General features: G+C 59.2%; 10 protein-coding genes. 5 read left to right on the top strand and 5 right to left on the bottom strand.

Going from position 1 to position 12,571, the window contains the following annotated elements:
* On the bottom strand, positions 1-736 hold a 736-nt coding region (locus ACIPLA_RS26755; RefSeq protein WP_401177341.1), incomplete at its 3' end, for a chemotaxis protein.
* Between the two features lie 81 nt (positions 737-817).
* Between ACIPLA_RS26755 and flgA the strand changes: the two genes are divergently transcribed.
* From flgA to ACIPLA_RS26735, 4 genes are all read left to right on the top strand, one after another.
* On the top strand, positions 818-1,579 hold the full coding sequence (gene flgA / locus ACIPLA_RS26750; protein ID WP_032830386.1) for a flagellar basal body P-ring formation chaperone FlgA: 762 nt from the start codon (positions 818-820) through the stop codon (positions 1,577-1,579).
* Between the two features lie 169 nt (positions 1,580-1,748).
* Positions 1,749-2,075, top strand: a complete 327-nt coding sequence (gene flgM / locus ACIPLA_RS26745) for a flagellar biosynthesis anti-sigma factor FlgM (protein WP_192345625.1) — start codon at positions 1,749-1,751, stop codon at positions 2,073-2,075.
* Positions 2,076-2,122: 47 nt separating this feature from the next.
* Positions 2,123-2,590 (top strand): flagella synthesis protein FlgN, encoded by a 468-nt coding sequence (locus tag ACIPLA_RS26740; protein ID WP_008071798.1) that lies wholly within the window; start codon positions 2,123-2,125, stop codon positions 2,588-2,590.
* Positions 2,591-2,678: 88 nt separating this feature from the next.
* Positions 2,679-3,425, top strand: a complete 747-nt coding sequence (locus ACIPLA_RS26735; RefSeq protein WP_008071799.1) for a flagellar brake protein — start codon at positions 2,679-2,681, stop codon at positions 3,423-3,425.
* A gap of 63 nt (positions 3,426-3,488) precedes the next feature.
* Here ACIPLA_RS26735 and ACIPLA_RS26730 read toward each other — a convergent pair whose 3' ends face one another.
* The 4 genes from ACIPLA_RS26730 to ACIPLA_RS26715 form a co-directional block, all read right to left on the bottom strand.
* Positions 3,489-4,871: an MFS transporter gene (locus tag ACIPLA_RS26730; protein ID WP_123495848.1), complete on the bottom strand. Its 1,383-nt coding sequence runs from the start codon at positions 4,869-4,871 to the stop codon at positions 3,489-3,491.
* Between the two features lie 71 nt (positions 4,872-4,942).
* On the bottom strand, positions 4,943-6,184 hold the full coding sequence (locus ACIPLA_RS26725) for a glutamine synthetase family protein (RefSeq protein WP_401177353.1): 1,242 nt from the start codon (positions 6,182-6,184) through the stop codon (positions 4,943-4,945).
* A gap of 282 nt (positions 6,185-6,466) precedes the next feature.
* Complete coding sequence (locus ACIPLA_RS26720; RefSeq protein ID WP_192345623.1) at positions 6,467-7,159, bottom strand: sensor histidine kinase KdpD; 693 nt, start codon at positions 7,157-7,159, stop codon at positions 6,467-6,469.
* Entirely contained in the window at positions 7,156-8,760 is a 1,605-nt protein-coding gene (locus ACIPLA_RS26715) for a tetratricopeptide repeat-containing response regulator (RefSeq protein ID WP_008071807.1), read from the bottom strand. The genes ACIPLA_RS26720 and ACIPLA_RS26715 overlap by 4 nt, the downstream gene beginning before the upstream one ends.
* A gap of 944 nt (positions 8,761-9,704) precedes the next feature.
* Here ACIPLA_RS26715 and ACIPLA_RS26710 point away from each other — a divergent pair.
* A partial coding sequence (locus ACIPLA_RS26710; protein WP_401177335.1) for a VCBS domain-containing protein occupies positions 9,705-12,571 on the top strand: 2,867 nt, incomplete at its 3' end.

Below are 12,571 nucleotides of genomic sequence, written 5' to 3'. Positions count from 1 at the left end.
CGTCCATCTCCGGCATCTCGATGTCGGAGATCATCATCAGGAACTCTTCTTCCGGCTTCTTGCCCTCATCGACCAGCTTGCGCAGGTAATCCAGCGCTTGCCGGCCGTCGTTCAACGCCACCACTTCGACGCCGACGGTTTGCAGGCAACGGGTCACCTGCTTGCGCGCCACCGATGAGTCATCGACCGTCAGCACGCGCAAGGACAACGCCTTGTGCTGAGTCTCGACATCCACCACGCCCACCGAAATCGCTTCCGGTGTCGGTGACACTTCCGCCAGCACCTTCTCGACGTCGATGATTTCGACCAACTGATTGTCGACCCGAGTCACCGCCGTCAGGTAGTGATCGCGCCCGGTGCCCTTGGGTGGCGGATGAATCTCCTCCCAGTTCATGTTGACGATGCGCTCTACCGATCGAACCAGGAAACCCTGAGTCTTGGTGTTGTACTCCGTGATGATCACGAAGGGATTGCTTTGATCTTTCAGCGCTCCGGAACCGGTCGCCATCGCCAGATCCAGAATCGGAATGGTCGCCCCCCGAATATTCGCCACACCGCACACGACAGGACTGGACTTGGGCATCAGGGTCAGTTTGGGGCATTGCAGCACCTCACGAACCTTGAACACGTTGATCCCATACAGCTGCTGGCCGTCGAGACGGAACAACAACAGCTCAAGGCGATTCTGCCCCACCAGTTGCGTGCGCTGGTTCACCGAATCCATTACACCAGCCATGCCCAGACTCCTACACCAACGCTAAGTGTGTTGCGACGCACATTCTTCACTAAACGGCACGGCGCTTGCTTTTTAACTCTTATGAACACAGAACCGACATTTTTCCGACACCTGACATCAGCCTGCCGCAGATTACTCTGTGCGATGTCGGCCGTTTGCCTGTTCAACGCTGGCAGCCCTGCCCTTGCTGACGCGGTTACCTTGCCTGACATGCTTATCGGCGTCACTCAGGGCTTTCTTGAATTCACCGTAGAAGACTATCTGGCCACCAGTCAAACGCAAGGACGCTACGAAATCGAGGTCAACCAGCTCGATCCGCGCCTGCGCATGCCTATGTGCGACAAGGAATTGACAGCCACCCTCGAGAGCCCCGCGAGGCCTCTGGGCCGGGTTACGGTCAAGGTTCGCTGCGACGGTGCCTCCCCCTGGACAGTCTTCGTACCCGCTCAAGTACGGCTGTTTCGCGACATCGTGACCACCACTCGTCCGCTCAAGCGCACAGGGATTATCGAACCTCAGGACGTAACCCTTCGCGAACGCGATATCAGCCTGATAAATCAGGGTTTTCTGACTTCCGTCGATCAAGCGATCGGACAAAAACTGACCCGACCAATGGTCGCCGATCAGGTGATTACCCTGGTGCACCTCGAACAGGCGGAAGTCATTCGCAAGGGCGATCAGGTAGTGATTACCGCCCGCAGTGGTACGCTCAGTGTGCGTATGCCGGGTGAAGCGCTGTCCAATGGCGGCATGAGCGAACAGATTCGCGTGAAAAACCTCAACTCCCAGCGGGTCATCAAGGCGCAAGTCACCGCGCCCGGCCAGGTGGAAGTTTCCATGTAAGCGGCCATGTAGTTTGTGAAGAGATGGCGCGCCACTGGGCTGTTGCCTAAACTGTGCCGCATGCAGGACACACGCTGGCGCATGCACGCTCATTGATAAATGGGCCTAAAGTTTTCACAGCAAGAGCCGAAAACATGGCAAGCGTCCAAATATCCAGAGGTTTTTTGTCATGGTCATCGATTTCAGTCGTTTAAACAGCTCCTCGTCACTTGCGGGCAGTACACGTACCAGCGCCGCGAAGGAAACCGCCGAAACCGGCCAATCCGCGCCGCTGACTACCCCGGCCGAGCAGGCCAGTACCACCAAAAGCGGGGAATCGGTACACCTCAGCAATGAGGCTCAACAGTTGCAGAAGGTCACTGACAAGCTGCGCGATCAGCCTGCCGTCGACAACGCCCGCGTGGCCGAGTTGAAAGCAGCGATTGCCGATGGCAGCTATAAAGTCGACAGCAACCGTGTAGCCAGCAAACTGCTCAACTTCGAAGCCCAGCGCTAGGCCACGGCCGCGCCAGGCTTTTGGACGCTTAAAACCCAAGGCCAGCCATGCACGACACTAATTTACTGCAACTGATCATCGACGACTTTGCCCCGGCGCAACACTTGCTGGAGCTGCTGCAAACCGAGTCCCTCGCGCTGCACGGTCGCGACATGCCACTGCTCGAAGAGATTCTGGCGCAGAAACAGGCATTGATCATTTTGCTTGAGCAGCATGGCCGCAAGCGCAGTGAAATCCTCGCCAGCCTCAACCTGCCGACCAATCGCCAGGGCCTGGAGCAACTTGCCAGCCATTCGAGCATTGGCGATCAGTTACTGGCACAAAGCGATGTGCTGACCGACCTCCTGGCCCAGTGCCAGGCCGCCAACGTTAACAATGGCCAGTCGATTCTGGTGCAGCAGGCCGCCACGGCCAACCAGCTGAAAATCCTCACCGGCGGCGAGCCGCCAGCGCTCTATGATGCCCGCGGTTCAACCTCCAAGCTCGCAAAGCCACGCCCGCTCAGTCAGGCTTGAGCCTTTCAATGAGCACGCTCTATCAAGACGCGAAACATGCTGGCAGAATGCTAGCCAGTAGTCATATTTGTCTGGAGATTGATGCCCCGTGTTCAATGCCTTAAACGCGGAAGATGCTCCGCAGCCACCCAAGGTGCTCACTACGCCCCTGGAAATCTCCGGCAATCTGCGTCAGCTGCAAGACAGCCATGACCCGCTGATCATCACGTTCCATGAGCGCAGCCAGCGCTTCCAGAGTTATCTGGTGGACATCGACCGTGACAGCAACATGATCGCGCTGGACGAAATGATCCCGCGCGATGGCGAACGTTTTCTGCTGGCCGGCGAACCGTTCAAGGTCGAAGGCTTCCACGACGGCGTGCGCATCGCCTGGGAAAGCAATGGCCCGCTGACCATCGACGACTCCGGCGATGGCCGCTGCTACCGTGGCGCGCTGCCCGATGAGGTGGTTTATCACCAGCGCCGCAATGCTTTCCGCGCCGCGTTGAAGCTGGCGCAACTGGTCAACGTCGATCTGGGTGGCGACAAACTCAAATCGGCCATCAGCGGCAAACTGCTGGACATCTCCGCCACCGGCTGCAAATTGCGCTTCGAGGGCGACATCACCGCCAGCCTGCAACTGGGCCAGGTCTATGACCGCTTCGTCGCTGCCCTGCCCTTCGGCAGCATGACGGCACCGGTCGAACTGCGTTACCTGCATTTCGAAGAAAAGATCAACACCACCTTCGCTGGCGTGCGTTTTCACAACATGAGCGGCCTGGTGCAGCGCCAGGTCGAGCGGTTCGTCTATCAGCTTCAGCGCGAAGCGCGGCGTTTCGATAAAGACGACTTCTGATACGCCACGCCCATAAAAAACGGGCAGTCCCTTGCGGTGACTGCCCGTTTTTTTATGCCTTGGTCAAGGCCGCGCTTCGGTAAAACTTTGCTCGCGACCTGTGTCAGGGTCTTCGGGTTCCGAATCTGTTTCAGCTTCGGTTTCCGGCTCGGCATCCGGATTGAAATCAGCCTCCGGGTTGACCGGGTTCTGCATCTGATCCTGCACTACCTGTTCATCGACTCGCGGGTCCAGGCAAGCGACCAATGGCGAGCTCGACATGCTGTCCGGCATGGCCACGTGATGCAGCGGAGCATCGTCCACCTGATGCAGGTTGGTGACCGCTTTGGGGCGAATTCGCCACACCAGCACCAGCGCAAAGAAGCTGAAGAAGGCATAGAGCATCTGACTGCCGAACAGCTTCATCAACACCCCGGCTACCAACGGTCCGATACTCGCGCCGACACCATAAGTCACCAGCAGCATCGCCGTCAGCGACACCCGGCGATCACCCTCGACGTGGTCGTTGGAGAACGCCACCGCCAACGGGTACAGGCAGAACTGCACCAACGAGCAGAGGAACCCGGCAATGAACAGCACCTCCAGCGGCACCTGCTGCATGATTGCCAGCGGCAACGCGGCCAACGCCAGGCTGAACGCGAAACAGCGGATCAACAGCGCCCGGTCATAGCGGTCCGACAGCCAACCCAACGGCCACTGCACCACCAGGCCTGCAAAAATGCAGCTACCCATGAACAGACCGACCTGTTCGGTGGACAGCCCTTGCTGCGAGGCATACAGCGGCGCCAGACCGTAGAACGAACCGACGATCAAACCCGACCCCAACACCGTGCTCAACGACTGCGGCACACGCTTGATGAAGAAGCGTGGTTCCATCGGCGCCGGGTGCAAAGGCGCCGGGTGAATCCGCCGCGTCAGGGCCACCGGTACCAGGCACAGGGCGAAACATAGTGCGACCAGCATCAGCAGTTCCAGGCCCAGGCCCGGGTGCATGACCAGAATCAGCTGACCCAGCACCAGCCCCAGGTACGAAGCGATCATGTAGCCGCTGAACACCACGCCACGCTTATTGGCTTCTGCCTGCTCATTGAGCCAGCTTTCGATCACCATGTACTGGCACATCATGCCCAGGCCGACGATCACCCGCAGGAACAGCCACGCGGGCAACCAGTCCACCAAGCCATGGCCCAGCACTGCCGCGCCGACGATCCCGGCGCAGGCTGAATAAGCTCGAATATGCCCGACCCGGGCAATCAGCCGATGGCCGATCTTGCCACCCAGCACCAGGCCGAAATAGTTGGCCGCCATCAACGCACCGACCCACAGGCTGTCGACTTTATCGGCCGCCAGGCGCAGGGCAAGGTAAGTACTCAACAGGCCCGAGCCGATCAACATCATCAGCGAGGCGAAATAAAGCCCCCGAAAAGATTTCAAGATTTGGCGCATCGGCGTTCCGAGCGGCTCCTTGCAGTGAGTATCGGGCTATCGACAAACGATAGCCCGACGGCGACGGGTCGTCAGGCCTGGGCTGCTAGAACACGCCGTTCCCAGGGAGTAATTTCATCAAAGAAGCTGGTCAACTCCATGGTCTTCGAAGCGATGTAGCCTTCGATGAACTCCTTGCCGAACAGTTCCTTCGCCAATTGGCTACGTTTCAGACGTTCAAGAGCGGCATGCAAGGTACACGGCAACGAAAGATTATCCGGCACAACGAACTCACCCTGGATCGGCTCGCTCGGCTCCAGTTTGTTCTCGATGCCATACAACCCTGACGCCAGGCTCGCGGCGATCGCCAGATACGGATTGGCATCGGCCCCCGGCAAGCGATTTTCGACCCGACGAGCGACCGGTGAACTGGCCGGAATGCGCAGTCCGGCCGCGCGATTGTCGTGGGACCAGCAGGCATTGTTCGGCGATGCGAAAGGATGGCACAGGCGCTGATAGGAGTTCACGTTCGGCGCAAACAGCGCAGTGAAATCCGCCAGACCGGCCTGCTGGCCACCGATGAAATGACGGAAGGTCGCGGTCGGCTCGCCGGCCTTGTCGCTGAACACGTTACGCCCGGTGCCGATCTCGACGATGCTCTGATGAATATGCATCGAACTGCCCGGTGTGTGCGCCAACGGCTTGGCCATGCAGACCACGGTCAGGCCATGCTTGAGCGCCACTTCTTTGAGCAGATGCTTGAACAGTAAAGTCTGGTCGGCCAACAGTAGCGGATCGCCGTGCAGCAGGTTGATCTCGAACTGGCTGACACCCATCTCGTGCATGAAGGTATCGCGCGGCAAGCCCAACGCCGCCATGCATTCGTAGACTTCATTGAAGAACGGCCGCAAGCCGTTATTGGAACTGACGCTGAACGCCGAATGACCGTCCTCGCGACGACCGTCCAGGCCCAGTGGTGGCTGGAAGGGTTGCGTCGGGTCAGGGTTGGGCGCGAAGACGAAGAACTCCAGCTCAGTCGCCACCACCGGCGCCAGACCGAGAGCGGCATATCGAGCGATCACGGCCTTGAGTTGACCGCGGGTCGACAATGGCGAGCTCTCGCCAGTCAGTTCGTCCGCATCACAAATGGCCAGCGCCCGAGGCTGCTGGCTCCAGGGCAAGAGGTGGATCTGCGCGGGATCAGGCACCAGCGCCAGGTCGCCATCATCGCTGCCATAAAAGCGCGCCGGCGGATAACCGCCCATGATGCATTGCAGCAGCACTCCCCGCGCCATCTGCAAACGCCGCCCTTCAAGAAATCCTTCGGCAGTCATCACCTTGCCGCGTGGTACGCCGTTCAGGTCCGGCGTGACACATTCAATCTCATCAATGCCCGTCAATCGCTGCGCGAGTGAACGATGGCCATCGGTTGTCATGACGCAATCCTTGTTGTTGTACGAGCCGCGAACGGCGACCCGTACAAAATAGGCTTCGGCTGTTCGGAATATCAAGCAGCGTCAAACAAAAAGGTGGAGGAACCGCCGAAGGCTGCGATCTTTTGACTTTGCTTTTTAAAGGCAACATCAAAAGATCGCAGCCTTCGGGGATTGTGTCTGTCAGGGGAGATACAGGCTGAACACGCCACCGCCCAACGGGCCGCCATTGCTGATTTCGGTGCGTCCGCCCACGCCGTTGCGCTGATGCAAGGCGGCAATCCGTCCGGCAAAGTACAGGCCCAGGCCGGTGCTGCCACTGCTGTGGTTGATGCCCTGCACGTAATCGGCCTGACGCTCGATCATCTCGGGCGGATAACCCTCACCATCGTCGTTGATGGTCAGCACCAGTTGCCCGGCCTCATCGCTGACGCTGATCAACAAGGCATGGCGGGCGTAACGAATGGCATTGTTGATGCAGTTGGCGAGTACCGAGGCAATCAGTTCCCGGTCGAAGAAACCCAGCGGGCTCAACGGGTCCACTTCATAGCTCGCGATAATGCCACGGCTGGCGAACACCTCTTGATGAGCCGCCAGTTGTGCCTCGATGAAATCATCCAGCTCATGGTAGGCCGGCTGCAACGGCATCTGGTTGACGCCGAGTTTGTACAGCCCCAGCAATTGCACCAGCATGCCATTGAGGTGGGCGAACTCGAAGTCGATCACGCCCTGCTCCGGGGTGTGTTGCTCGGGATCGGGCAAGCGCGCCAGCCATTGGCTGTGCGCCTGCATCAGCATGGCCAGGGAGTTCTTCATGTCATGCACGGTGGAGGCAATCACCGTGGAAAAGTCGAGTGACGGTTCGCTGTCGATCATTCGCCGAACGCCTTGATTTTCAGTTTCTGGTAGCGCGGATAACGCGCGTCGGTATCGGGCATCAGGCCGACGGTTTTCAGGCAGGCCCGGCATTCTTCGAGTTCGGCCGACGGCACGCTGGTGTCAGTGCCATGCAACAGCGACTGCGCCATGTTCAGGGCAATACTGATGTTCTTCGGCTGCAACGCCAGGGCTTTGCGGAATACATCCCGGGCTTCCACCAGGTTGCCGGTCTTGTACACCCGCACGCCCTGACGGTTAAGGTCGGCGGCTGCGTTACCGGAGTTGAGGATGGTCGGGTCGTCAGTCAGTTTGGCGATGCCTTTCATCACGGTAGGATCGTCGCCGTAGATTTCCGCACAGTTTTTCAGCATCGAAGCGCCGGCACTCGCCTGCCCCAACATTTGCAGCTGCTTGGCCACCAGCAGCGCCGCTTCGGCGCTCATGAACTGCTCCATGCCATCGAGGCGCATCATCGCCTGCTCGGTGAGCTTCTCGGCGGTTTCGGCATCGTTGAGCAGCAGACTGGTGGCTTTCATCAGACGCGCACGAATCTGCAGGCCGGGGTCGGAAGGGTTCTCCTTCGCCACCGCACTCAGCGTGGTGTTGATTTCGAGGCGGGTCCGGGTGTCCAGGCCTTTCTCACTGCCCTTGCTGATCAAGGCATGGGCCAGGCCGAGGTTACTTTCCGCATCCTTGAAACGTGACTGCGCCCCTTGGGCCACCGCCTGGCGATAGGCTTTGGAAGCGGTATCGAAATCCTCGTTGGCCATTGCCAGCTTGCCCAGTAACGCTTGCCGGCGCACCGCCAGCGGCGACAGGCGAATAGCCTCTTCCAGGACTCTCTGCGCCCCCTTGGTGTCGCCTTCGGCGACCAGCACATCGGCCATGCCGTCGTAGAGGGCCGGCATCATCGGAAAAACTTTCAGAGCCTTTTCATAAATGCCTTTGGCCTGGCTGACCTGGCCGCGCTTGAACAGCAACTGGCCCAACCCGGCAAATGCCCATGGCAATGGCCGATCGGCAATGATGCCGTCATAGAGGCGTTCCAGCGCTTCGTTCTGGTTCAAATCGCGCAACGCATCGGCGCGGTAACGCAGGCACAGTGGTGAATACCGAATGTCCTGTTTGCACAGGGCAATGCAGGCATTGAGCACTTCAACCGGTTTGCCCCGGTCAAGGGCTTGCAGGATCGGTTTGAGCAACGTTTTGCGCTGCTCCAGCCGTTCCAGGCGCTGGGCCAGGCCGGAACGGTTGAACGGCTTGGTCAGGTAAGCGTCGGGCTCATGCTCCAGTGCGCTGAGCACCATGGCCTGGCTGGTTTCGGCAGTGACCATGACAAACACGCTTTCATGGCTGATCAGCTTCTCGATCATCAGGTCTTCAAGCACCTGTTGACCGTTCTTCTTGCCGTCGCCCAGGTGGAAATCCTGCAGGATGAAATCGTAGGACTTCTGCGAGCACATGCGCAGCGCCTGTTCACCGGTATCGGCGGTGTCCACGTCCTTGACGCCCAGCTCCCGCAGCATGGACCTGACGGAACTGCGGAAATCCGAGAAATCATCGACGATCAGGAAGCTTTTTTGGTGATACGACAGCATCGAAGATTTCCAGACAATTTAAGAAGAACAACCTAAAGGCAGTTACACGGATGAACTCAGCGTCGCGGCCGTTTTTCGGGCGCGCAGATGATAGCGGGAGGCCATAGGCTATCAAGCGATTTCGCATAAACCCGTGATGATGCTTACCGGTCGGCGGTGACGAAAACCACAACGACCGACCGGGTTATCGGCCAGTAGTCGCGTTCCCTTGAAGCGGCGGGTGTGCAATCGCGTATTTCGTTGTCACGACAGACTTTCCACGTAAGCCGTCGGGTGGTTCGAGCATGAAAAAAACCGACATAGAAATGCCCTGGCGGGGCTTTTTTAACCGCTGACGTTGCAACTTGAGGGTGTCCCAGCACTGGAAATACGCAGCCAGACCTTGCCGCATAAGGGTTTCAGCTCATTTGAGGTGCACCCGTGTTGAGTGTCTACGCCCCCTTCGCCAAAAACAGATCGACATAATATTGACACCAAAACATCCACTTGTCGGAATATTGGCACATGGCACCGTTACATCCGGTTAACACCTTTACAAAGCCTGAGCCCACAACTAAACACACATCAAACTGATATCAGGAAAGGCCGTACTCCTGAGTCAGGGCTATCCCAAGACACGGCCTCATTCAGCCATTACTTCAGGAGTCCCTTCCACATGGGAGCTCTCAGATTACTGCGCGCCGTGCGCAATGCAGCCTCAGGCTCGGGCCGACGTTCGCCCAACCTGAACTGCGATCCGCTCCTCGAATGCGGCGAGCTTTTCCACCCCCGCGATACCCGCTCGCCTCTGCCGGCAGCGCTTGTCCCGTCAGCTGGCCGACGATGTCCGGCGGCCGCCTCGCACCACTCTTGAACGACCTGAGCGGTGCAAGAACGGGACTTCGCCCTGTTAGCAGTCCCTAGCGATTCTAAAAATAAAAAAATGGCATTTTCGGGAGAAAGACATGGCTACCACCACAACGACCAGCGGCGGCACCGTTACTTCGCTTTCCAACACTCCGCAGGCGCAGGACGACATTTTCACTGCCGGAGTTATTGGCACGAGCACCGCGGCCATCACCGAAGACCTGCTGGGCGTCGTGTACCTGGACGTCATGTCCAATGACCTCGGTGGCAACGCGAAGACACTCTGGTCACTCGATGACGCGACCAGTCTTTCTACCGCCACCAAGGTTTATGCTCCGGCCGACCTGCTGGTCCAGGACACGAGCAGAATCGAGGCGACGAGTGCTGACACCAGTTTCAATGGTGCAAAGATCTGGATTACGTCGGATGGCAAAGTCGGCTACGACGCTGCTACGTTATCGACGACTTTCAAGGAACAACTTCAGGCGCTTGCTGCTGGAGGGTCCCTGACGGACAGTTTTACCTATGCGATTCGTCTGGGTAACGGCACGCTCAGTTGGGCTACCGCGCAGGTGCAGTTCGCTGGCATGAATGACAGTGTAACGATGAGCCTCGGCGCACAGGCAAGTACGGTAACCGAAGATGCGAGCACGACTCCGAGCACCACTGACTCGCTGAGCGCGACAGGCACTATTGCTTTTAGCGATGTAGACCTGAGCGACACGCATACCGCCTCTTTCGTGGCGGCGGGAGGCAATACAACCGCGCTGGGCACCTTCGTCCTTGCCCCCGTGACCGAAGCGGCCAACACTGCCGACGGCTCCGTTAACTGGACTTACACCCTCAATAATGCGGCAGCCCAGTCCCTGGCCCAAGGTCAGACGGCTACCGAAACTTATGTGGTCACCATCAATGACGGGCATGGTTCGTCGACCACGCAGAATGTGGCTATCACCATCACCGGCACCAACGACCAGGTGCAGATCACCAGCGGCGTGCAGGCCGGCGATGCCGGGGAAGACAGCGGCGACTACGCAGCCAGCGGCAACATCACCTTCATCGACGTCGACCTGATCGATACCCACAGCGTCACCGTCACGCCGGGCGCATCCGGCTATCTTGGCAGTTTCACCACTAATCCACTGAGCGACAGCACCGGCACGGGCAGCGGTTCTCTGGGCTGGAACTTCGCGGTGAACAACACCGACCTGCAGTTCCTCGGCGAAGGCCAGATCGTCACCCAAACCTATAACGTGGCGATTGGCGACGGCGCGGTGCAGACCGTGACCATTACTATCACCGGTTCTAACGATCGGCCGACGCTGACGATCGCCGACAGCAGCGGCGCAATGAACGAAGGTAATGGCACCGCCACGCTGAGCGACAGCGGTGCACTGAGTTTTGCCGATGTGGACAACATCGACGTGGTGACTGTGTCGCACACCTCCAACGGCAACATCGCCTGGAGCGGCGGCACGCTCAATGCGGGCGTGGCTTCGGCACTGGTGGCCGGTTTCTCGGTCGATCAGAACAGCTGGGACTACAGCAGCAACCAGAACCTCGACTTCCTCGGTGCGGGTGAAACCATCACCTTCTCGTACACGGTGGTTGCCACCGACAACAGTGGCGCGGCTAATGCTGCTTCGGCGACGCAGACGGTGACCATCACCCTCACTGGCACCAATGACGCACCCGTGCTCAGTTTCGCGACCGGCAACGATATCGGCGCGGTAAAGGAAGACAGCACCCTCAGCGTGAGTGGCCAGTTCAGCTCGGCCGACATCGATCACGACGCCACGACCAGTTGGACCGTCAATGGCTCGGCTACGGGAACCTACGGCTCGATCGCCGTCGACAGCACCGGCCAGTGGACGTACACCCTGGCCAATGGCAGCGACGGTGTCGCCAGTGCCGTGCAATCGTTGAAGGCTGGCGAGAGTCACAATGAAGTGTTCAGCGTGCAGGTCAGCGATGGCCTCGGCGGCATCGATACTCAGCTGGTGACCGTTACCGTCAGCGGCACTAACGATGCGCCCGTGCTCAGCTTCGTGACCGGCAATGATGCCGGCACCGTGCAGGAAGACACCACCCTCAGCGTGAGTGGCCAGTTCAGCTCGGCCGACATCGATCACGACGCCACGACCAGTTGGAGCATCAATGGCTCGGCTACGGGAACCTACGGCTCGATCGCCGTCGACAGCACCGGCCAGTGGACGTACACCTTGGCCAATGGCACCGATGGCATCGCCAGTGCCGTGCAATCGTTGAAGGCTGGCGAAAGTCACGACGAAGTGTTCACCGTGCAGGTCAGCGATGGCCTCGGCGGCGTCGACACCCAGCTGGTGACTGTCACCGTCAGCGGCACTAACGATGCGCCCGTGCTCAGCTTCGCGACGGGCAATGATGTCGGCACCGTGCAGGAAGACACCACCCTCAGCGTGAGTGGCCAGTTCAGCTCGGCCGACATCGATCACGCTGCTACGGCCACTTGGAGCATCGCGGGTACGAATACCGGCACCTATGGTTCGATCGCGGTGGATAGCACTGGCAAATGGACTTACACCCTAGCCAATGGCACCGATGGCATTGCCAGCGCGGTGCAATCGCTGGGGGCTGGCGAAAGTCACGATGAAGTGTTCACCGTGCAGGTCAGCGATGGCCTTGACGGCGTGGACACTCAGCTGGTGACCGTTACTGTCACCGGTACTAACGACGCCGCGGTGTTGTCCGCCGACATCGCCAACCTGACCGAGACCAATGCCCCACTGACCACCAACGGCACCCTGACCATCAGCGATGTCGACAGCGCCGCAACCTTCGTCGCCCAACCCAACACCGCCGGCAGCTACGGCCAGTTCTCCATCGGCACTAATGGTGCCTGGAGTTATGTCGCCAATAGCGCCCACAACGAGTTCGTCGCCGGCACCACCTACACCGACACCTTCGTCGTGAGCAGTGCCGATGG

It is taken from the genome of Pseudomonas sp. NPDC086112 (assembly GCF_044746425.1).
Lineage (GTDB): Bacteria > Pseudomonadota > Gammaproteobacteria > Pseudomonadales > Pseudomonadaceae > Aquipseudomonas.
The sequence above is the reverse complement of the archived record's forward strand: the minus strand, read 5'-3'. Positions and strand labels throughout refer to the sequence as shown.

What these genes read in the sequence shown, in the direction of transcription:
- flgA (WP_032830386.1), top strand. Translation starts at nt 818, where the DNA reads ATGAACACAGAACCGACATTTTTCCGACACCTGACATCAGCCTGCCGC.
- ACIPLA_RS26740 (WP_008071798.1), top strand. Translation starts at nt 2,123, where the DNA reads ATGCACGACACTAATTTACTGCAACTGATCATCGACGACTTTGCCCCG.
- ACIPLA_RS26730 (WP_123495848.1), bottom strand. Translation starts at nt 4,871, where the DNA reads ATGCGCCAAATCTTGAAATCTTTTCGGGGGCTTTATTTCGCCTCGCTG.
- ACIPLA_RS26725 (WP_401177353.1), bottom strand. Translation starts at nt 6,184, where the DNA reads ATGACTGCCGAAGGATTTCTTGAAGGGCGGCGTTTGCAGATGGCGCGG.
- ACIPLA_RS26715 (WP_008071807.1), bottom strand. Translation starts at nt 8,760, where the DNA reads ATGCTGTCGTATCACCAAAAAAGCTTCCTGATCGTCGATGATTTCTCG.
- ACIPLA_RS26720 (WP_192345623.1), bottom strand. Translation starts at nt 7,159, where the DNA reads ATGATCGACAGCGAACCGTCACTCGACTTTTCCACGGTGATTGCCTCC.
- flgM (WP_192345625.1), top strand. Translation starts at nt 1,749, where the DNA reads ATGGTCATCGATTTCAGTCGTTTAAACAGCTCCTCGTCACTTGCGGGC.